This is a genomic window from Bacteroides sp. An269 (assembly GCF_002159755.1).
Classification (GTDB): Bacteria; Bacteroidota; Bacteroidia; order Bacteroidales; family Bacteroidaceae; genus Phocaeicola; species Phocaeicola intestinalis.
In genome coordinates this window covers 1-22,573 of record NZ_NFJG01000027.1, presented here as the reverse complement: position 1 = coordinate 22,573, position 22,573 = coordinate 1, and the positions used below count along the sequence as shown (strand labels likewise).

The window sequence follows — 22,573 nt, the reverse complement described above, 5'->3', positions numbered from 1 at the left end:
CTGACAGACCGGCAAAAAGCGATGGAAAGGAAATGAATCCGTATCAAAGCCCGAGCACAGCCTTCTCTATCCAATATACCAGAATACCTGCCACGTAACCAATGAAAGCAATCCATGTGATACGCTTCATGTACCAACCGAAAGTGATTTTCTCCAGTCCCATCACCACTACTCCTGCAGCCGAACCAATGATGAGCATCGAGCCACCCACGCCCGCACAGTATGCCAGAAGCTGCCAGAAAATACCATCCTGCGCCATATCGCCAGCATCGGCCATCGGATACATCCCCATACAGCCTGCCACAAGGGGTACATTATCAACGATGCTGGAAAGTACACCGATGATGCCGGTGATGAGATAATGGTTGCCATCAAAAGTTTCATTCAATCCCTGTCCCACAATGGACAGCACACCGATTTCCTGCAGACATGCTACCGCCATCAAAATGCCCAGGAAAAAGAGAATGGTGCTCATGTCGATGCGCGAGATAATATTCGACACGCGCTTCTGCGTACTCTCGTCATGCTCTGGATGACTGCGGTAAAACAATTCGGTCACCACCCACAACGCGCCGAGCACCAACAGAATGCCTACGAAAGGAGGTACATGGGTAATCGACTTGAAAACGGGCACAAAGACCAGTCCCCCCACACCAATCCAAAATACCGCCTTACGCTGAAACCCGGTCAGTCCACTGCCCATGGAAACCGTGCCTGCATCAGTATCTGCCGACACGTTCCCTTTAAGCGAAAATGAAAGGATGTATGCTGGAACGACTATCGAGACAAGCGAAGGGACAAACAATTCCTTAATGACCCCTGCCGCTGTAATCAGACTTTTGTTCCAAAGCATAATGGTAGTCACATCGCCAATGGGCGAAAAGGCTCCACCCGAATTGGCTGCAATGATAATGAGCGAAGCATAAATCAGACGATCCCTGCGGTCGTCAATAAGCTTGCGGAGAATCATCACCATCACGATGGCAGTAGTCATATTATCCAGAATAGCCGAAAGGAAAAAAGTCATAATGGTAATGCGCCACAACAACGCCCGTTTGCTCTTTGTCTTCAGCATGTCGCGCACAAAATTAAAGCCGCCATACTGGTCGACGGTCTCCACGATGGTCATTGCCCCCATCAGAAAGAACAAGGTAGTGGCGGTACTTCCCAAATGTCCTTCAATAACCGAGCCTGCTGCTGCAGCCACGGCATCGGGCAAGATACCTGCCGGGAAATTGCCCGGATCGAACATATAAAGTGTCCAACAAACAACCAACATCAGCAAGGCTACAGCTGCCTTGTTGACTTTGGTCAGTGTTTCCAAAGCGATACATAAGTATCCAATTACAAATACAATTATGATTGTAACAGTTAAGGTTGACATTGAATGTTATTTTTAAGATTAATATTTATTTTTCAGCAAGAGCCTGACAGGCGAATGCCGCTGCCGCTATAATTTCCACAAGCACAAATGTACAAATTATTCTTCAAATTACCTAACAGCCTGTGACATTCTAGACTATAAGGCTTTTACTCTCCAACAGGCAGTCAGCACAGCTGTCTGACTCCGGAAGACGTCTTTGCAAAATGCCCGAAGCTTGAAGGCATGCCGACCACCTGCTACAGATGCCACTGCCACATCACCGTGCCTCCAGCGACATGCTGTCAATCTTCACCACCTGATAAACACTGGGATAGGAAGCGGCAAAGCCTTCATCCGACTTTCCCGCATCAATCACTTCCAGTTCGGCATACACCGGTTTCCCATTCTTAATTCCTCCTGTCAGTTTATCATACGCTTCCAGCAATTCGCCAGTCTTATCAATCACCCAATAGGAAACCGTGTCACCGTCCGGCGTAAACGAACGTGTCTCATGAGCAAGCACCAAAGTGCCCACAGTACGAAAACTGGTTTTCTTCGCCGGCGTAAGTTCTGCCATAGGTACGCTTCTGCCCCCTTGCCCATTGTTTCGGACATACCTCATGACAAGTGTCCCTCGTTTTAAGAACAGACTGTCTTGTGTCAGCCCTGCTATTTCAAGCGTGTCCGAAAAAGGTATGGTAACACCGTTGCCGATACTCTTTCCCGAAAGAACAAGCTTATCACCTTCCTGTTTCCACGACTCATACTGTAAAGTGGCCATATTAACGGAAGAAGCCTTACCACCCTCTTCCAATTTGAAGCCCTGTACGCTGTTTTCCATCCCAGGGACAGGTTCCACCCACGTTCCTTCCATCTGGGGCAAATCGCCGCATGACACCAGTAACCCTGCCAAGCACACCAGGGAACTCGCTCTCCATAAACAATTGTTTCGTTTCATAGTTTCTCTAAAATTAGAATATTCATACAAAAATAAGCGAAATATACCTGAAGCGCAACGTTCCTCCCTTAAGAATCGCTAAATCTTCCAGCAAACTTTCCCAGGAAGATACCTCAGAAGAATCTTTTCAAAACGTTGTGTTTTTTCCCTGTTTACATGACATAAATGCGCATGTTTTCCGGAGTAATCTCACAAGTTTTTTGTAAGTTTGCACCCATATTAATCTAATTTACTAAAATCATCCAAACACTGATAATATGGGAAACGAACTTCTGCGTTCCAACGAACGAATCTTGGCCATTGACGCTCTGCGCGGATTTGCCGTCATGGGAATCATCCTGCTGCACAACATCGAGCATTTCAATTATTATTCATTTCCGGAAGCAACCTCCCCTCTGCTTGCCAGCCTCGACAAGCATTTATGGGACATGCTGTTCTTTCTTTTTTCCGGAAAAGCCTATGCTATTTTTGCCCTGCTGTTCGGCTTCACTTTCTACTTGCAGAGCCACAACTGTGAAAAGCGTGGGCAAGACTTCCGAAACCGCTATATGTGGAGACTACTGCTACTGCTTGGCTTCGGATTTATCAACGCATCTTTCTTTCCCGGTGAAATACTGGTGCTTTATGCCTTGCTTGGATTTGTATTGGTTCCAGTACGCCACCTCTCCGACAAAACTGTGGCATGGATAGCATGTATCCTGATGTTACAACCTCTGGAGTGGTGCAAAGTTATCTATGCATGCTTCTTCCCTGATGCCAACCCCCAACAGATGATTTACTCGCTGACCGAAGTTTATCCGCAAATGAAAGAGTCATCACTTTGGGAACTGATAAAGGCAAATTTAGTAACTGGACAACTTGCCAGCCTGAACTGGGCATGGTGCTACGGACGTGTGTTTCAGACAGCATCGCTTTTCATGGCAGGTATGCTGCTGGGAAGGAAAGGACTGTTCAGGCTTACTGACGAAACACACGGAAAGGTGATGCATTTTTGGCTACGGGTCGGCATTGCGGCACTACCTAGTGCGGTAGTACTTTACTACCTAAAAGACTTCATCTATTCCCAAATAGCGAACCCCTTCATGAAAGCATCAATGGAAACCATCTGGAATTCGTGGTATAACTTGGCATGCATGTTGGTGATGGTCAGTGCATTCCTACTCCTGTACTGGACAAACAAAGGGAAAGTACAACAACTGCTTGTACCCTACGGCAAAATGAGTTTGACCGACTATATCTCACAATCTCTCATCGGAAGTTTTCTTTATTACGGCTACGGACTGGGGCTACACCGTTATTGTGGAACCACATACAGTCTGCTCATCGGTATTGTGTTTTTCTTACTCCAGCTACTCTTTGCACACTGGTGGTTCCGACACTTCAAACGAGGACCTCTAGAGACCATTTGGCATAAACTGACATGGATACATGCCAAACGCAAATAATCCACTTATACCCCGAACGTAAAAGAGAGAAATATACACTAACGAAAGGTGCGCCAAAACAAAAGTCAACTTTCATTTTATCACCCAAGATGCTCATTTCCCATGGGAATGGGCATTTTGGGTGACATTTTTTAATAGAATCAGCACACGATAAATTTAAACAGCTTCTAACAAAGTAAAAGAATCGGAATATAATAAACAATGAAAGTCTAGAATATGAAAGTAGGAAGAAAACGACTTCGTTTTCTTCCTACCCGATTGCCTATATGTTGTTGTGTAATTATTGAGCTAACTCTTTTTCCAAAGCATCGTATTCAGCCTTGTTCAGTTTCCAATAGATATTTAACAAAAATTGTCCCCAAAGTTGTTTGTTGTCCGGTTTCAGTTCTTTTGCCTTTTCGTAATTAGGAACAGCCTTTTCATACAATTCCTTAATTTTTGCCTCGTTTGCGGCATATTTAGGATCATCCATTGATATTTTACTATTTTCTTCTACCAACTCTTGAGCCGGGAAAAAATAACAATTACCAATCTGTGAATATGCTTCCCCTACAAAACCATCATTTTTAGCAATAAGTGAATTAAAGGTTGCGATGGCATTATCATAATCCTTCTTTTCATATTGCAGGACACCTTTTACATACAAAAAGTACGGAGTTTCATTTTTTGCCAGAATAGCATCAATTTCACTCAGCGCTGTATCAACTTGCCCTTTTTGGATATAATAGTCCATTAAGTTACCGATAAAATATTCCTGAGTCGGGAATTTTTCAGATCCTTCTTTAATAACTTCCAGCCATTTTACCGAATCTGTCTGTTCACCTTTTCCATAAGCTTCGGCTAAACACATCAACGCGCGATAGCCTTCTTCCTTATGCGTCTTACCGATAGTAGCATATTTGATAACAGCAGCTTTGTCATCCAATGAATTGGCCGCCAATGCTGCGTAGCAGGCGATTAACGGGTTCAACGTGTCGTTCTTCACTGCTTCTTCTTCAGCAAACATCGGATTTTGCGAAGCGTCTACATACAGACCAAAATACTTCAGTGCATCTGCATAGTTTCCGCTATTGTAAGCCTCAGAACCACCATTTGTCAGATTCGGGCGTACGGCTGCCAATGTTTTGGCAAGTTTTTTTCTCAGTTTCGGTTTTTTCAATTCACCACTTTGCACTTTAGCCTGTTCTACCTCATCGCACTTGGTGTAATATTCAAACATTTTCGCCAGACTGTTATACAATTTGGCAGTGTCTGCCTGTCCGCCGGGAAGATACAGCTTCATGTTCTCATCATCATAGATGGCTTTTTGGAAATCACCAGCCAGTTTCCACGTTTCAGGATCATTGGCAGTAGAAGGATCAACCAAAGCAGGTTCAATAATTTGAGCCGCCTTAACAGGATCGCTTTTTGCTGATTTTGCTTCTTTCACAACACTTTCTTGTGCCGACACAGCACATACGGTGAAGAAGAGAGCGGTAGTCAATAAAACTTTTTTCATAATTTTAAAAATTTAGATAATACAAACTATTGTTTATTTACGTGTTCTTTATTCTTCTGTCGGGTTATCGCTTGAAGAAGCATTTCCCTCTTCATTATCCAGTGGCTCGTTCAACGCCTCTTCTGCATCAGCGGCAGAATCAGCTTCTGAATTGACCTTGCAAACCGAACCGATGCTGTCATTACGTTTACCTAAATCGATTAAACGGACTCCTTGTGTAGCACGGCCCATGATTCGTACATCTGCCACTCTCAACCGAATCGTAATACCTGACTTATTGATAATCATCAAGTCATTTTCATCAGTCACAGATTTTATGGCCACTAATTTACCGGTTTTTTCGGTAATATTCAAAGTCTTTACACCTTTTCCGCCACGATTGGTCTTACGATAATCTTCAATGTCGGAACGCTTGCCATATCCATGCTCAGAAATGACCATTATCGTTTCTTTCTGCGGGTCTTTGATACAAATCATTCCTGCTACTTCATCTTGTCCGTCCTCGTCAAGGGTAATGCCTCTCACACCTGTAGCAGTACGTCCCATCTCACGTACAGCTGTTTCATTAAACCGGATGGCACGTCCGTTACGGTTGGCTATGACGACTTCATTGCTTCCGTTGGTCATACGCACTTCGATAACGCGGTCGTCTTCACGGATGGTGATAGCATTCACACCGTTTTGCCGCGGACGCGAATATTGTTCGAGCAATGTTTTCTTGATGACTCCCTTCTTGGTGCAGAACAATACGTAATGACTGTTGACAAATTCGGTGTCGTTTAAATTTTTCACACGCAAATATGCGGTAACCGTATCATCCGAATCAATATTCAACAAATTCTGAATAGCACGCCCTTTTGAAGTTTTGTTGCCTTCGGGAATTTCGTATGCCTTCAGCCAATAGCACTTTCCTTTTTGAGTAAAGAACAACAAAGTATTGTGCATCGTGGCCGGATAAATATGTTCGATAAAGTCTTCATCACGTGTCTCGCTTCCTTTTGCTCCTACTCCTCCACGATGTTGCGTGCGGAAGTCGGCGAGCGGTGTACGTTTGATATATCCCATGTGTGAAATTGTAATTACCACTTCATCATCGGCATAAAAATCTTCCGGATTGAATTCTTCAGACGAATAGACAATTTCCGAACGGCGCTTATCCCCATATTTTTCTTTCACCTCAATCAGTTCGTCCTTGATGACTTTCTTGCATAACTCATCATTCGACAGGATTTCCTCGAAATAAGCGATCTGCTTCATCAGTTCTTCATATTCGGCGTGCAGCTGTTCCTGAAGCAATCCGGTCAATTGACGAAGACGCATTTCCACAATGGCACGTGCTTGCACTTCACTCAACTGGAAACGGTCCATCAGATTGGTTATAGCTTCATTGGGAGTTTTAGCAGCACGAATGATACGAATCACCTCATCTATATTATCGGAAGCGATGATAAGACCTTCCAGGATATGCGCACGTTCTTTTGCTTTACGCAAATCGAATCTGGTCCGACGGATGACAACTTCGTGACGATGCTCCACAAACAGACGAATCAAATCCTTCAAACTTAACAAACGGGGACGGCCATGTACCAATGCAATGTTGTTTACATTAAACGAACTTTGCAAATCGGTCATTTTAAACAATTTGTTTAAAACGACATTTGCATTGGCATCACGTTTTACATCAATCACGATACGCATTCCTTCGCGATCGGTTTCATCATTAATATAAGAAATGCCGTCCAGTTTCTTCTCGTTGACCAGCGAGGCTATCTTTTCGATTAACTCTTTCTTGTTTACATTGTACGGAATTTCTCTGACAACGATTTTATCGTGCGTCGGATGTGACTCTATTTCCGCCTTGGCACGCATCACAATCCGTCCACGACCTGTTTCATACGCTTCACGGACACCGCTTATACCATATATATATCCTCCTGTCGGGAAATCAGGCCCTTTAATGTATTTCATCAGACCGTCGACATCAATATCATTGTCATCGATGTATGCCACACAGGCATCGATCACTTCCGACAGGTTATGAGTCGGCATATTCGTTGCCATACCTACGGCAATACCCGATGCACCATTTACGAGCAAATTGGGAATACGTGTAGGCATAACGGTAGGCTCTTGTAACGTATCGTCAAAGTTATTGGTGAAATCAACAGTTTCTTTATACAAATCCTGCATCATCTCCTCCCCTATTTTTTTCAGGCGGGCTTCAGTATAACGCATGGCTGCAGGACTATCACCATCAACAGAGCCGAAATTTCCCTGTCCGTCTACCAGCGGATAACGCATGGCCCAGTCTTGAGCCATGCGCACCAATGCACCATAAACGGAAGAATCGCCATGTGGGTGATACTTACCCAACACCTCACCTACGATTCTGGCAGCTTTTTTATAAGGTTTGTCTGATGTATTGCCCAATTCCATCATTCCATAAAGGATACGGCGATGAACAGGCTTAAATCCATCTCTCACATCAGGGAGGGCACGCGCTACGATTACCGACATAGAGTAATCGATATACGACTTTTTCATTTCCTCCTCAATGTTGATTTTTATGATTCTGTCTTGTTCTTGCATTGAAACAAATTAAAAATTAATATTACTTTTTCATCCGTTAAAAATCACGCTAAATTACGACTTTTTGTTGAATTGGCAAAACAAAATCGTCAAGTTTTAGAAAATGCATTGAAAACAAACCGCTTATACAAGCAATGGATGGCACAAAAAACGTCATCGGCACTCATCATCTGACACGTTTGTCACGAAGATATATCCGTCCGGCCACAAAAACAGCTTCACAAGCGGAAGAATATATATTAGATGGCCAAAGGAAGTATGTGCTTGCATAATTGCAAGGCATAAGCACAAGTGTGGCACAGATTTTGTAAAATAAACAAGGAAAAGCAAGATTATATATAAATATAATGTTATCTTTGCAAAGACATGATATACTAACAACTATTCCGAAAGGGAGGAAAAGAGACTTTATGAATAACCAATTTACACAACGGGTTTCTGACGTTATCCAATACAGCAAAGAAGAGGCCAACAGACTGAGAAATACCTGCATCGCCCCCGAGCATCTGCTTCTAGGACTGATAAGGGAAGGGGAAGGGAAAGCTGTACACATCTTGGAAAGCTTATATGTCAACCTTCAGAAAGTAAAAGAAACACTGGAAGAAGAATTGCGCATGTACTCGGATATGTCAGATACTTACTCTGATAATATCACGTTCAACAATCAGGCATCTAAGATATTAAAGATGAGCATACTGGAAGCCCGTTTTTTAAAATCCCAAATTGCCGATACCGAACACATGTTGCTGGCAATTATGAAAGAAGACCACAATAAAGCATCTCAGACATTGGAAGAAAACGAAGTAACTTACCAGAAAATACTAGACAAACTAGTACCAAAGACTGAACCGCAAAGCGGATTGGACTTCGGAGAAGAAGAAGACGAAGAAGATGAAAACATCCGGCACCAAAGTTCTAATAGCGGACGCGCATCTTACCCTTCTGATTCTCAAAAGACAACACAAACCAGACAGCAAAAACCGGACAATAACACACCGGTTCTGGACTCTTTTGGCACAGATATGACTCAACTGGCCGCAGAAGGAAAGCTGGACCCCGTCGTTGGACGTGAAAAAGAAATCGAACGACTGGCACAGATTCTGAGCAGACGCAAGAAAAACAATCCGATTTTAATAGGCGAACCAGGTGTAGGCAAATCAGCCATTGTAGAAGGGCTTGCCCTGCGCATCATAGAAAAAAAAGTGTCGCGCATCTTGTTTGGGAAACGGGTCGTGGCTCTTGACATGACTGCCATTGTGGCAGGCACAAAATACCGCGGACAATTCGAGGAACGCATCCGTGCTATTTTGAATGAACTGAAAAAAAACACAAATGTAATTTTGTTTATAGACGAAATACACAACATCGTGGGAGCCGGTTCGGCAGCCGGATCAATGGATGCAGCCAATATGCTAAAACCCGCGTTGGCACGTGGTGAGATTCAATGCATTGGAGCTACGACACTGGATGAATACCGGCAGAATATTGAAAAAGACGGTGCTTTAGAACGTCGTTTCCAAAAAGTGCTGGTAGAGCCTACCACTCCTGAAGAGACGCTTCAGATTCTGCGTAATATTAAGGATAAATACGAAGAGCATCACAACGTAACATATACAGAAGCCGCATTGGAAGCCTGCGTCAAACTGACAGAGCGTTACATTACCGACCGAAACTTCCCGGACAAGGCTATCGATGCCTTGGATGAAGCAGGATCGCGTGTACATCTGACCAACATTACGGTACCAAAAGAAATCGAGAATCAGGAGAAGATGATAGATGAAGCACGGATGCACAAAACCGAAGCAGTGCGAATGCAAGATTTTGAATTGGCTGCAAGTTTTCGTGACCGTGAAAAATCATTGTCCGAAGAACTGGAAACAATGAAAGCGCGGTGGGAAGAAAGTTTACGTGAAAACCGGGAGAAAGTCGATGATAAACAAATCGCAGACGTCGTTTCTATGATGTCGGGTGTCCCCGTGCAACGCATGGCACATGCCGAAGGCAATAAGCTGAGAGGCATGAAAGATGAATTGCTTTCAAAGGTCATTGCGCAAGACAAAGCTGTAGAAACATTGGTGAAAGCCATCCAACGTAGCCGCATGGGACTGAAAGACCCCAACAAGCCAATCGGTACTTTCTTATTCCTAGGACCGACCGGCGTGGGCAAGACTCATCTGGCAAAAGAATTGGCAAAAGAAATGTTCGGATCGGCTGATGCGCTCATCCGGATTGACATGAGCGAATATATGGAGAAATTTACAGTATCACGTTTGGTTGGAGCCCCTCCGGGCTATGTCGGTTATGAAGAAGGAGGACAGCTGACAGAAAAGGTACGCCGTAAACCCTATTCCATCGTTTTGCTTGATGAGATAGAAAAGGCACATCCTGATGTATACAATTTACTGCTACAAGTAATGGATGAGGGAAGACTGACAGATAGCTACGGCCGGACTGTTGATTTCAAAAACACGGTTCTTATCATGACCTCAAATATCGGCACACGGCAGTTAAAGGAATTTGGCAAAGGCATTGGTTTTGCAGCCCAGACCCGCAATGACCAGGATGACAAAGAATATTCGCGCAGCGTTATCACCAAAGCCTTAAACAAATCATTCGCCCCCGAATTCATTAACAGGTTAGATGAAATTATTATGTTCGACCAATTAGACCTGAATGCTTTGCAGAAGATTATCGACATCGAATTGAAAGGTTTGTATAGCCGAATGGAAAACCTTGGATATAAGCTGGAAATCACCGACGATGCCAAACGGTTTGTAGCATCAAAGGGATATGACGTTCAATTTGGAGCACGTCCGCTGAAGCGTTCTATACAAAACAACCTGGAAGATGGAATAGCCGAATTACTGCTAAACCAAGAAACGCAGACGGGGGATACCATTCGGGTAAGCACAGAGGCTGATAATAAAGCACTGAAAATCGAGCTTGTCCGGCCATAAGCATCAGAGCAAGAAAACAAGAATACAGACAAAATGTCAGACGGATGCCGTCTGGCATTTTTTTTGTCAGTACTGAAATGGATTTTTGATTATCATTAAAACTATAATTATATGCAAAAAGGTAATATTGGGGTTACAACAGAGAACATATTCCCCATCATCAAAAAGTTCCTGTACAGCGATCACGAAATTTTCCTGCGTGAACTGGTGTCGAATGCTGTTGATGCTACTCAAAAGCTGAAGACGTTAGCTGCTACAGGCGATTTCAAAGGAGAATTGGGTGACTTGACCATTCATGTCAGTGTGAATAAGGAGCAAGGTACCATCACCATTTCCGACCGTGGATTGGGACTGACTGCCGAAGAAATCGACAAATACATCAACCAGATTGCTTTTTCGGGAGCCAACGATTTTCTTGAAAAATACAAAAACGACGCGAATGCCATCATCGGACATTTCGGGTTAGGTTTCTATTCAGCCTTTATGGTTGCCAAAAAAGTTGAACTCATTACCCGTTCTTATAAAGAAAATGCCCAGTCTGTAAAATGGACATGCGATGGAAGTCCAGAGTTCACACTGGAAGATGCCGAACGGAATGACCGGGGTACCGACATTATTTTACACATTGATGATGACTGCAAGGAGTTTATCGAGGAATCACGCATTCAAAACCTGCTGACCAAGTACTGTCGTTTCTTGCCTGTTCCGGTAGCTTTCGGAAAGAAAAAAGAGTGGAAAGACGGCAAACAGGTAGATACAGAAGAAGACAATGTCATCAATGACACTTGTCCTATTTGGACCAAGAAGCCAAGCGAATTGAAAGACGAAGATTATAAGAAATTCTACCGCGACTTGTATCCAATGTCAGACGAGCCACTATTCTGGATTCATCTGAACGTAGACTATCCGTTTAACCTGACCGGTGTGCTGTATTTCCCGAAAATTAAAAGCAACATCGAGTTGCAACGGAACAAAATCCAACTCTATTGCAACCAAGTATACGTAACCGACTCTGTAGAAGGAATCGTTCCTGACTTCCTGACCTTACTGCATGGCGTAATCGATTCACCGGACATCCCGTTAAACGTATCACGCTCGTACTTGCAAAGTGATTCGAACGTGAAAAAGATTTCTACGTATATCACAAAGAAAGTAGCCGACCGTCTACAGTCTATCTTCAAAAACGACCGCAAAGAATTTGAAGAAAAATGGGACGATTTGAAAATCTTCATCAATTATGGTATGCTGACGCAAGAAGATTTCTATGAAAAGGCAAACAAGTTTGCCCTCTTCAAAGATACGGAAGGCAAGTACTACACATTCGACGAATACCAGACATTGATAAAAGACAACCAGACCGACAAAGAAGGCAACCTGATATACTTATATGCTAACAATATCGACGAACAATATACGTATGTCGATACAGCTAAGAACAAGGGCTACAGCGTATTGTTACTTGACGGGCAACTGGATGTCCCGATGGTCAACATGTTGGAACAGAAACTTGAAAAAAGTCGTTTCACACGTGTAGATAGTGACGTGATTGACCGTCTGATTGTAAAAGAAGACCAAAAAGGAGAAGCATTAGCAGAAGACAAACGGCAGATATTGGCCACAGTATTCAACGGACAACTGCCCAAACTGCAAAAAACCGAGTTCCATGTAGAGACTCAACCCATGGGCGAAACTGCCGCTCCGATTGTCATCACACAATCAGAATACATGCGCCGTATGAAAGAAATGGCAAACATCCAGCCGGGCATGAGCTTTTACGGTGAAATGCCGGATATGTTCAATCTGGTTCTGAATAGCGACCATAAACTCATCAAACAAGTTTTGAATGACACAGAATCGGCTTGTGCCGAACAACTGGTTCCTGTAGAAGGTGAAATCGCCACATTGAAATTGCGTGAAGGAGAACTCCGTAAGGCTCACGAAGGCAAGAAAGACGAGGAAATCCCGACAGCAGAAAAAGATGAATTGAAAGATATCGACAAGAAACTGGACGAAAAGAAACAAGAAAAAGACAGCATTATCAACCGGTATGCAACAGATAACAAGATTGTTCACCAACTTATCGACTTGGCTTTGTTGCAAAACGGAATGCTGAAAGGCGAAGCGTTAACGAACTTCGTGAAACGTAGCGTTGAATTGATTTAAAGATGTTTCCATCAAATTGATATTCTTCTTTTAAGAAAAATCGCCCTACACATACATCTTTATATGTGTAGGGCGCATTTTTTATTGCAATTGCGTGCCATCGAATCCGATTTTCACGTAAATATCATTCGGTTCATTTTCAATTTCCACATCAAAATAGTCACCGTTAATACCGCCTGGCATATCTACGCGGTCAACATCTTCTACCTGTCTTCCTCCTGCAATATTACTAATGGTTTCACGTACAGCTTGCGGAATGACATCAGTAGCCGATGGATTGAAGTAATAATTTTCCACATTAAATTCTGTACGAAGCCATTCTCCTTCCTGCGAATACCAGGCTTCCGCCTGCGTATTCAAGTCAAGTTCCCATTCTGCCACTGTCCCATTGAAAAAGAAATCTGCCTTGTAATTTCCCCATTCAGCCTCCCATTCTACCCACTGTACATTGGGATATTGGCTTTGGAAGTTTTGCTGTACGGTTTGAGGAATATCCGACATTTTCAAATCATCGTCATCATCACAACTCTGAAACACGAATGCACCTGCAACAGCTAAAGCAGGCAACACATAAAATTTCCACTTATTTTTCATATTCTTGCGCTTTTATAAACTGAATTTGTTTTGATACGACAAAATTACCGAAGAATTCTGAAAAGATTCTGAATTCTTTTTCATTTTGCAAAAATAGACGATTTATTTCGGCTTAAAGTTTTTTTTATCTATCTTTGGCTAACCTAAAACAACTATAGATTATACGATGAATAAAATACATTTAATCCTGATATACCTTTTTCTATGCATCTTACCGATGAAGTCACAGAAAATCGGGTTAGTTTTAAGCGGCGGAGGAGCAAAAGGATTGACCCATATAGGTGTCATCCGTGCTTTAGAGGAAAACAATATTCCGATAGATTATGTGACGGGAACTTCGATGGGAGCTATTATAGGGGCACTTTATGCCATGGGTTACTCGCCCGATGACATGGAAAAATTATTGAAATCGGATGATTTCAAACGTTGGTATACGGGAGGAATGGAAGAAAAATACATATATTATTTCAAGAAAAATCCTCCAACCCCTGAATTTATTAATGTACGGGTTTCACTCAAAAATCCCCTTCACAAAGTAAAAGCCCAGTTTTTGCCTTCCAGTGTGGTTGATCCGCTGCAAATGAATTTAGCCTTCCTTCAACTCTTCGGTCAGGCCACAGCATCGTGTCACGGAGATTTCAATCAATTATTTATTCCCTTTCGCTGTGTGGCTTCGGATGTGTATAACAAACGTCCCATTATTTTCAGCAAAGGAGATTTGGGCGATGCCGTGCGTGCCTCAATGAGTTTCCCCGCCATGTTCAAACCCATCGAAATCGATTCTGTATTGGCATACGATGGAGGTATTTATAACAATTTCCCAACCAATGTCATGATGGATGACTTCCATCCTGACATTATGATAGGCAGTGTGGTTAGCTCTAATCCGGGAAAACCGAAAGAAGGAGACTTGATGGGACAATTGGAAAACATGATTATGCAAAAAACAGATTATTCCATCCCCGATTCGCTGGGCATTTTAATGACATTTAAATATACCGATGTCAACTTGATGGATTTTGACCGTTTTGATGAGTTGCATGATATTGGTTATAACCGGACTATCCAACTGATGGATTCGATAAAAATGCGTATATCACGCCGCGTCAATTATCGCCAGTTGGAACGGGAGCGCATTGCCTATAAAAACCGGATGCCTGAATTTCGCTTCCGCCGGATAGAAATCGACGGTGCCAATGAACAGCAAAAACGTTATATCCGCAAAGAGTTTCATTCTTCAGACAAGGAGGTGTTTACACTGGAAGATTTGCGAAAGGGATATTTCCGGCTGATGACCGATAACATGATTTCCGAAATTATCCCCCATGCCATATATAATGCCTCTGATCACACATTCGACCTGTACCTGAAAGTGAAAATAGAAGACGACCTTACCCTTCGTGCAGGGGGCAACGTAGGCTCAAACGGTTCTAACCAGATTTATGTAGGTGCTACTTATCAAAATTTGAACAACTATTCGAAAGAAGTATCTCTGGATGCACAGTTGGGACAGATATACAACAACCTGCAAGTCTCGGGACGGATTGACTTGCCTTCTCACCTGCCGACATCTGTCAGACTGATAGGTTCGCTTTCTTCTTTCGATTATTTCAAGCAGGAAAAGCTATTTACAAAAGGCAATTCACCTGTATTCAGCAAGAAACGTGAAAAGTTTGTGAAACTATTGGTGTCAATGCCTTTTCTTACACGGCAAAAGGTAGAATTCGGCATTGGATTGGGTGATTTACAAGATGAATATTTCCAAAAGAACGTCATTGATTTCAACAATGACCTGAATGATAAAAGTCATTATATGATTTTTGGCGGCTCGGTAGCACTTGAAGGAAACACATTAAATAGCCGCCAGTATGCTACGGCCGGACGGCGCGAACGTCTTGTTGCAAACATTTATACTGGCCGCGAACGCTATGAGGCAGGTTCTAGTGTAGATCCCTACAATGGAGACTATAAATACGAACAATCCTGGCTACAATTGTCGTATAAAATGGAACGTTATTATGCGCTATCGCCTAAATTTATATTAGGCAACTACATCCATGCCTATTATTCGTCACGAAACTTCAGCCATAATTATACAGCCACCCTAATGCAAGCAGGAGAATTTTCCCCCACCGCCCACAGCAAAATCACCTACAACGAAGCATTTCGCGCCAATCAGTTCATCGGAGCGGGTATTATGCCCATCTATCAGTTTACGCCAGTATTCCATGCGCGGGCAGAACTGTATGGATTTGCGCCAATCTTTCCGATACTCCGTGACGACCAGTCCCAAGCATATTATGGGAAATTATTCAGCCGAATAGAATATCTGGGGGAAATTTCTTTAGTAGTGAAACTACCCTTCGGTTCCATCAGTGCTTACGTAAATCATTATAGTTCACCGACTAAAAATTGGAATTTCGGTCTTACATTGGGTTGGCAGATATTCAATACACGATTCATAGAATAAAAAAACAGAAAAAAAATCGCTTCAAAATTTGCATATTATCCAAGAAGTATATACCTTTGCACCCGTCAAACAAAAAGAGATGGCCGCGTAGCTCAACTGAATAGAGTAGCTGACTACGGATCAGCCGGTTACAGGTTTGAATCCTGTCGCGGTCACACTCTCAAGAATGACACGTGAAAGAATGGTCGCGTAGCTCAACTGAATAGAGTAGCTGACTACGGATCAGCCGGTTACAGGTTTGAATCCTGTCGCGATCACACTTCATGATAAATAGAATTTCCAATGATGGCCGCGTAGCTCAACTGAATAGAGTAGCTGACTACGGATCAGCCGGTTACAGGTTTGAATCCTGTCGCGGTCACACAAAAATCCATCTTCTTTCAGGAGATGGATTTTTTGTGCACCCCCACCCTTGTTCAATTCGAACCCAACCTGACACCGAGCCACTCAAACGAACATAAGTGATACGACTGACTCACTTATGTGAAACACCCGGGTTACTTATGTGAAACAGCCGACTCACTTATGTTCATCAAAAGACCTACTTGAATTGTTGTCTTTTCATGATCTCACATTTTATACCAAGCTACAGATATCCACATAACAAAAAAGAGCAATCTTTCACTATAACCTGTCGGTTATCAGTTTATAAGATTGCTCTTCTACAGGTACACCCTCAGGGATTCGAACCCTGGACCCACTGATTAAGAGTCAGTTGCTCTACCAACTGAGCTAAGAGTGCATCCATAACTATAAATGTCAAATCTCCCGTGCAAACTTTCCAGAAGTACACCCTCAGGGATTCGAACCCTGGACCCACTGATTAAGAGTCAGTTGCTCTACCAACTGAGCTAAGAGTGCGTTTCTTTCTCGTTTGCGGGTGCAAATGTACGACCTTTATTTGAATCTGCCAAACAATCACACACATTTTTTTCAAGAAAACTATATTTTCATCAAAAAGTATGTTTTTACATTCCATTTTTTACTTTTCATGCATGCATAATCACACTCATTATTTATCTTTGCATAATAAAAAAACAAAAACGTACATGCAGACAAGTGATAGTGTTGTAATCATACCAACTTACAACGAAAAAGAAAACATTGAAAACATTATTCGTGCAGTATTTACTTTAGAAAAATGTTTCCATATTCTTATCATCGATGACAATTCACCCGATGGTACAGCAAAGATTGTACACACACTCCAAAAAGAATTTCCAGATCGTCTTTTCATCATTGAACGAAAAGGGAAATTAGGTTTAGGTACTGCCTACATAACTGGATTTAAATGGGCCATAGCACATCAATACGACTACATATTCGAAATGGATGCAGACTTCAGTCACAGCCCGAATGATTTGCCACGCTTATATCAAGCATGTCATACCGAAGGATTCGACATTGCCATTGGTTCGCGGTATATCAGTGGAGTCAATGTGGTTAACTGGCCCATGGGAAGAGTGCTCATGTCATACTTCGCATCCAAATACGTAAGAATTGTAACCGGACTTCCGATTCACGACACGACTGCCGGATTCAAGTGTTACCGCCGGCATGCACTAGAAACCATTCCACTCGATAAAATACGTTTTAAAGGATACGCATTCCAAATTGAAATGAAATTTACAGCGTATAAATGCGGGTGTAAAATCAAAGAAGTGCCTGTCATTTTCGTCAATCGCGAATTAGGGACTTCAAAGATGAACAGCAGTATATTTGGTGAGGCTGTATTCGGAGTTATCCGTTTAAAATGGGACAGTCTGTTTAAGTCTTATCCCCAAATTTAAGAAGCTGTTTTGAATTTATCGTGCGATGATTTGGGATGAGTTTTTGAGGCATTTTCGCTTCTGTGATGAGGAAGATAGCGGGCTATCTGACGAAGAACAGGAGCGGAAAGGACCAAAAAATCGCCCAAAGCACACACGAAAACGGATACATCAAGCCAAGAAAAACTTTTTGGAGAAATTCAAAACAGCTTCTAAACGTTCATATATTTCCCAGTAAAGAAACATTCATCTGTGATTTTTTACTGGAAAGATACAGGCTCTTCATTTGAGAAACCTTTAATAAAAATATAAATATTATGCGGATTTGTATCAAAAATGCAACCATCGTAAACGAAGGAGAAAAATACGTTGGTACGGTCATTGTTGAAGATGAATTGATTTATGCGGTAATAAAAGGCAATCCTGAACCCCAAACAAAATGTGACAGAGTCATCGATGCCAACGGATATTACCTGATTCCGGGAGTTATTGACGACCATGTACATTTTCGCGAACCCGGTCTGACACATAAGGCTGATATAGCTACAGAAAGTTCTGCAGCTGCAGCAGGAGGTGTCACTTCTTTCATGGATATGCCCAACTGCAAGCCTCAGACCGTCACAATCGAAGCGTTAGAAGAAAAATTCAACCTTGCTTCACAAAAAAGCATTGTCAATTATTCTTTCTACTTTGGGGCAACCAATGACAACACTGATTTGTTTTCCCAATTAGACAAGACACGCGTATGTGGCATAAAACTCTTTATGGGAGCCAGCACAGGCAATATGCTGGTAGAAAAAAGAGAGTCATTGAAACGAATATTTCAAGCTGCTCCCATCTTAATCGCCACACATTGTGAGAATCCTGAAATCATTGAATGGAACACGGAACTTGCCAAAATGAAATTTGGAGAAGATCCCGACATCAAATACCATTCCCGTATCAGAAGCGAAGCAGCGTGTTGGGAATCGACGAAAGAAGCAGTACTTCTGGCACAAGAAACAGGAGCAAGGCTACATGTACTCCATCTCAGCACTGCCCGCGAGTTGAGCTTGTTTACGGACCTTCCGGTTTCGCAGAAACAAATAACGTCAGAAGCATGTGTTTCACATTTGATGTTCTGCGAAGACGATTACAGCAATTATGGGGCACGCATCAAATGTAATCCGAGTGTCAAGACATTCAAGGATCGTGAAGCTTTGCACCGGGCCTTACGCACAAACCTTATTGATGTCATAGCGACAGACCATGCCCCTCATCTGCTTTCGGAAAAAGAAGGGGGAGCACTAAAAGCAGCCTCCGGCATGCCATCCATCCAATTTTCACTGAATTGCATGATGGAATTGGTAAGACAAGGTATATTCACTATAGAACAAATGGTAAATAAAATGTGCCATACACCTGCTGATTTGTTCCAGATAGACAAACGAGGTTACATCCGCCCGGGCTATAAAGCCGATTTGGTTATCCTGAATCCGGAAGCAGAATGGACTGTTACCAAAGACTGCATATTGAGCAAATGCGGGTGGAGTCCGTATGAAGGCCAAACTTTCCATACAAAAGTGGAAAAGACATTTGTCAACGGGAATTTAGTATATACCGATGGACAAGTAAATGAAGCATATCGAGGAGAACCACTCCGTTTTAACCGATAAAAAAACGTATGAAAATTGCAAATACCACTGTCAGCTATACAATCCAGGATTTAGCCGGTTATATCAACTGGATCTATTTTTTCCATGCGTGGGGATTCCAGCCTCGGTTTGCTGCAATAGCAGACATAGCTGGATGTGACACCTGCCAGACGAGATGGGCGGCAAATTTTCCACAAACAGATACAGCTAAAGCTACCGAAGCCATACTTCTGTATAACGAAGCCCAACGCCTGCTGAGACACATGGATGAAAAGTGCAAGATACAGGCAATATACAGGCTCATGGATGCCAATGCTGATGGTGATGATTTATTACTAGACGGAACCAGGTTCCCTCTGCTCCGTCAACAGACACGGATACATCCCAACGCTCCATTTCTCTGTTTAAGCGATTTTGTACGTCCATTGTCACAAGGAATTGTCGATACGGTGGGGGCATTTGCCACCACCGTTGATAATACTTTTGAAAAAAGCTACGCAAACGATGCCTATCAGCACTTGCTTGTACAGACCTTAAACGAGCGTCTGGCTGAAGCTGCTGCTGAAAAACTACACGAAACCATTCGGAAAGAAATTTGGGGATATGCCAAAGACGAACATTTGACCCACAAGCAACTGCTGAATGGAGAATATCAAGGTATCCGCCCGGCAGTAGGCTATCCTTCACTTCCAGACCTATCGGTAACGTTTTTACTTAACACGCTGATTGACATGAACAAAATCGGCATCCATCTTACCGAAAACGGCATGATGCGACCACATGCATCGGTATGTGGACTGATGTTCGCACATCCACAATCACACTATTTTTCCATAGGAAAAATCGATGAACACCAATTGGCTGATTACGCGACACGACGAGGCATGGACAGCAATTATTTACGCAAATTTTTAACCGCCAATTTATAACAACATCCCGACTGATATGATTATATTACGCATTTCATTATTCTTCTTAATCTTGCTGTTATTGCCCGATTGGTATATTTACAGATTCCATATCAAGTATTGCGCAAAACAATGGATAAGAAAACTCTGGTGGATGCCAAGCATCTGTTTGCTGCTAGCCCTGCTTGTTTTTGTTTCTTTCCGCGACTCTTTTCAGCATGCTTTCGGCATTTACCTGATTGTAGCATTATGCATAGCTGTTCCCAAAATGGTATTCATGCTGTGCGACTTACTGATTTATCTTTGTAAAAAGTCTGTTCAATGCTTCATCAAGAAGCCGATGCCATTATCCATCGTACATTTATACAGACTTGCAAGAATCTGTATCCCGTCATCAGCAGCACTTATTACCTGCATTTACATCGTATTCGGGGCTGCTTTCGGAAAAGAGTTTTTCCAAGTCAACAAAGTCACTTTCATATCTCCCGACCTCCCCGATGCTTTTAACGGCTATCGGATCTTACAATTATCCGATATTCATACAGGAAGTTGGGACGACCATGGTGAAGCCTTGCAACGTGCCGTGACATTATGCAATGCCCAATATCCAGACCTGGTCGCCTTTACCGGTGATTTGGTAAATAGCCGTGCTGACGAGATGAAACCTTTTATGACTATTCTATCTCAGTTACATGCCAAAGACGGAGTATATGCCGTGCTGGGCAACCACGATTATGCCACATACACACATTGGGACAGCGAAGCTGAGCGCCTGGCAAATATCGACACCCTCATTTGCAGAGAAAAACAAATGGGATGGGAGGTACTGATGAATGAACATCGCATCTTGTATAGAGGCAATGACTCCATTGCAATAGCAGGTGTCGAGAACAGTGGGAACCCTCCCTTTCCTAATCGGGGGAATCTTCCTAAAGCATTACAGCATACCGATGGAATGTTCAAAATTTTGCTCAGTCACGATCCCACACACTGGAAACGCAATGTTTTGCCCGAAACAGATGTCCAGCTTATGCTTGCCGGTCATACTCATGACATGCAGGTTAATCTGTTCGGATTTTCCTTCTCCAAATTTGTCTATCCGGAACATCGGGGCATGTATCTGGAAAACGGACGCGGCCTTTATGTCAATGTAGGCCTGGGCTTCGTCATGTTCCCCATGCGCCTTGGTGCATGGCCTGAAATAACGGTCATTACCCTCAAAAACAGACAATAAAATAAAAAGATTACAGACACAAAAAAACGATACCGGAACACATTCAACCTAAAAAGATTTATAAACTTAAAAATCATAAACATGAGACTCATTTACATCATCTACCAAATCTGCATTGGATTACCGATTTTCGTAGTAGCCACTATCCTGACAGCCCTAACCACAATGCTAGGATGCTGGTTAGGAAACGGACATTTTTGGGGATATTACCCCGGAAAACTTTGGTCACAACTGACCTGTTTTCTGTTTTTGCTCCCCGTAAAAGTAGAAGGACATGAGGTACTGGACAAAAACACCTCGTATGTCTTTGTAGCCAATCATCAAGGAGCATTCGATATATTCCTGATTTATGGATTCTTGGGACGTAACTTTAAATGGATGATGAAAAAAAGCTTACGGAAAATACCATTTGTCGGGAAAGCATGTGAATCAGCCGGCTTTATCTTCGTCGACAAATCCAGTCCGAGAAAGATATACGAAACCATCAAACAAGCAGAAAAAGTGCTACAGGGAGGAACGTCATTGATGGTCTTCCCGGAAGGAGCCCGCACCTATACCGGAAAGATGAATGCTTTCAAGAAAGGAGCTTTCTTCATTGCCGACCAGTTACAAATGCCTGTCGTTCCGATGACTATCAACGGTTCTTTCCAGATTCTGCCACGTACAGGCAAATTGCTCTCCTGGCATCCTATGAAGCTCACCATACACACACCAATCTATCCTATCGGCAAAAAAGGAGAAGAAAACTTGCAAATGTTGATGACAGAATCGTATAAAGAAATAGAAAAAGACTTAAAGTAAGAAGCTGTTTTGAATTTATCGTGCGATGATTTGGGATGAGTTTTTGAGGCATTTTCGCTTCTGTGATGAGGAAGATAGCGAGCTATCTGACGAAGAACAGGAGCGAAAAGGACCAAAAAATCGCCCAAAGCACACACGAAAACAGATACATCAAGCCAAGAAAAACTTTTTGGAGAAATTCAAAACAGCT

The 22,573-nt window shown here is 42.7% G+C and carries 15 protein-coding genes and 5 tRNA genes; 13 read left to right on the top strand and 7 right to left on the bottom strand.

Annotated elements, in window-relative coordinates:
* Positions 1–43 precede the first annotated feature (43 nt).
* Positions 44–1,384 (bottom strand): sodium:proton antiporter NhaD, encoded by a 1,341-nt coding sequence (nhaD, locus tag B5F71_RS07495; RefSeq protein WP_087208850.1) that lies wholly within the window; start codon positions 1,382–1,384, stop codon positions 44–46.
* Positions 1,385–1,640: 256 nt separating this feature from the next.
* On the bottom strand, positions 1,641–2,321 hold the full coding sequence (locus B5F71_RS07490; RefSeq protein WP_087208849.1) for a lipocalin family protein: 681 nt from the start codon (positions 2,319–2,321) through the stop codon (positions 1,641–1,643).
* Between the two features lie 257 nt (positions 2,322–2,578).
* On the opposite strand from B5F71_RS07490, the gene B5F71_RS07485 reads away from it, so the two are divergent.
* Positions 2,579–3,766 (top strand): DUF418 domain-containing protein, encoded by a 1,188-nt coding sequence (locus B5F71_RS07485; RefSeq protein ID WP_022039976.1) that lies wholly within the window; start codon positions 2,579–2,581, stop codon positions 3,764–3,766.
* A gap of 280 nt (positions 3,767–4,046) precedes the next feature.
* On the opposite strand, the gene B5F71_RS07480 is transcribed toward B5F71_RS07485, so the two are convergent.
* Positions 4,047–5,264 carry a tetratricopeptide repeat protein gene (locus B5F71_RS07480; protein WP_022039975.1) on the bottom strand — a complete coding sequence of 406 codons (1,218 nt, stop codon included), beginning with the start codon at positions 5,262–5,264 and terminating at the stop codon, positions 4,047–4,049.
* A gap of 48 nt (positions 5,265–5,312) precedes the next feature.
* Positions 5,313–7,853, bottom strand: coding sequence for a DNA gyrase subunit A (gene gyrA, locus B5F71_RS07475; RefSeq protein ID WP_087208847.1), 2,541 nt, complete (start codon positions 7,851–7,853; stop codon positions 5,313–5,315).
* A 410-nt stretch (positions 7,854–8,263) separates the two neighbouring features.
* Between gyrA and B5F71_RS07470 the strand changes: the two genes are divergently transcribed.
* Both B5F71_RS07470 and htpG read left to right on the top strand, forming a co-directional pair.
* Positions 8,264–10,810, top strand: a complete 2,547-nt coding sequence (locus B5F71_RS07470) for an ATP-dependent Clp protease ATP-binding subunit (protein ID WP_087208845.1) — start codon at positions 8,264–8,266, stop codon at positions 10,808–10,810.
* A gap of 111 nt (positions 10,811–10,921) precedes the next feature.
* Positions 10,922–12,973 carry a molecular chaperone HtpG gene (gene htpG / locus B5F71_RS07465; RefSeq protein ID WP_087208844.1) on the top strand — a complete coding sequence of 684 codons (2,052 nt, stop codon included), beginning with the start codon at positions 10,922–10,924 and terminating at the stop codon, positions 12,971–12,973.
* A gap of 81 nt (positions 12,974–13,054) precedes the next feature.
* Here the strand turns inward: htpG and B5F71_RS07460 are convergent, their stop codons facing one another.
* On the bottom strand, positions 13,055–13,567 hold the full coding sequence (locus B5F71_RS07460) for a PepSY-like domain-containing protein (protein ID WP_022038694.1): 513 nt from the start codon (positions 13,565–13,567) through the stop codon (positions 13,055–13,057).
* 166 nt (positions 13,568–13,733) lie between these two features.
* Between B5F71_RS07460 and B5F71_RS07455 the strand changes: the two genes are divergently transcribed.
* The 4 genes from B5F71_RS07455 (at position 13,734) to B5F71_RS07440 (ending at position 16,398) form a co-directional block, all read left to right on the top strand.
* Entirely contained in the window at positions 13,734–16,037 is a 2,304-nt protein-coding gene (locus tag B5F71_RS07455) for a patatin-like phospholipase family protein (RefSeq protein ID WP_206423829.1), read from the top strand.
* An 81-nt stretch (positions 16,038–16,118) separates the two neighbouring features.
* A tRNA-Arg gene (locus tag B5F71_RS07450) sits at positions 16,119–16,192 on the top strand.
* Between the two features lie 28 nt (positions 16,193–16,220).
* A tRNA-Arg gene (locus tag B5F71_RS07445) sits at positions 16,221–16,294 on the top strand.
* Positions 16,295–16,324: 30 nt separating this feature from the next.
* Positions 16,325–16,398: transfer RNA gene (locus tag B5F71_RS07440), tRNA-Arg, on the top strand.
* A gap of 308 nt (positions 16,399–16,706) precedes the next feature.
* Here B5F71_RS07440 and B5F71_RS07435 read toward each other — a convergent pair.
* Positions 16,707–16,779: transfer RNA gene (locus tag B5F71_RS07435), tRNA-Lys, on the bottom strand.
* A 46-nt stretch (positions 16,780–16,825) separates the two neighbouring features.
* Positions 16,826–16,898, bottom strand: a tRNA-Lys gene (locus tag B5F71_RS07430).
* Positions 16,899–17,086: 188 nt separating this feature from the next.
* Here B5F71_RS07430 and B5F71_RS07425 point away from each other — a divergent pair.
* The 6 genes from B5F71_RS07425 (at position 17,087) to B5F71_RS07400 (ending at position 22,383) form a co-directional block, all read left to right on the top strand.
* Positions 17,087–17,827 (top strand): polyprenol monophosphomannose synthase, encoded by a 741-nt coding sequence (locus B5F71_RS07425; protein ID WP_087208842.1) that lies wholly within the window; start codon positions 17,087–17,089, stop codon positions 17,825–17,827.
* A gap of 25 nt (positions 17,828–17,852) precedes the next feature.
* Complete coding sequence (locus B5F71_RS07420) at positions 17,853–18,044, top strand: hypothetical protein (protein ID WP_158098056.1); 192 nt, start codon at positions 17,853–17,855, stop codon at positions 18,042–18,044.
* 76 nt (positions 18,045–18,120) lie between these two features.
* Positions 18,121–19,461, top strand: a complete 1,341-nt coding sequence (locus tag B5F71_RS07415; protein WP_087208838.1) for a dihydroorotase — start codon at positions 18,121–18,123, stop codon at positions 19,459–19,461.
* A gap of 8 nt (positions 19,462–19,469) precedes the next feature.
* On the top strand, positions 19,470–20,369 hold the full coding sequence (locus B5F71_RS07410) for a vitamin B12 dependent-methionine synthase activation domain-containing protein (RefSeq protein WP_087208834.1): 900 nt from the start codon (positions 19,470–19,472) through the stop codon (positions 20,367–20,369).
* Between the two features lie 16 nt (positions 20,370–20,385).
* Positions 20,386–21,582 (top strand): metallophosphoesterase, encoded by a 1,197-nt coding sequence (locus tag B5F71_RS07405; RefSeq protein WP_087208832.1) that lies wholly within the window; start codon positions 20,386–20,388, stop codon positions 21,580–21,582.
* Positions 21,583–21,663: 81 nt separating this feature from the next.
* Positions 21,664–22,383 carry a lysophospholipid acyltransferase family protein gene (locus B5F71_RS07400; protein ID WP_022040164.1) on the top strand — a complete coding sequence of 240 codons (720 nt, stop codon included), beginning with the start codon at positions 21,664–21,666 and terminating at the stop codon, positions 22,381–22,383.
* The last annotated feature ends 190 nt before the right edge of the window (positions 22,384–22,573 follow it).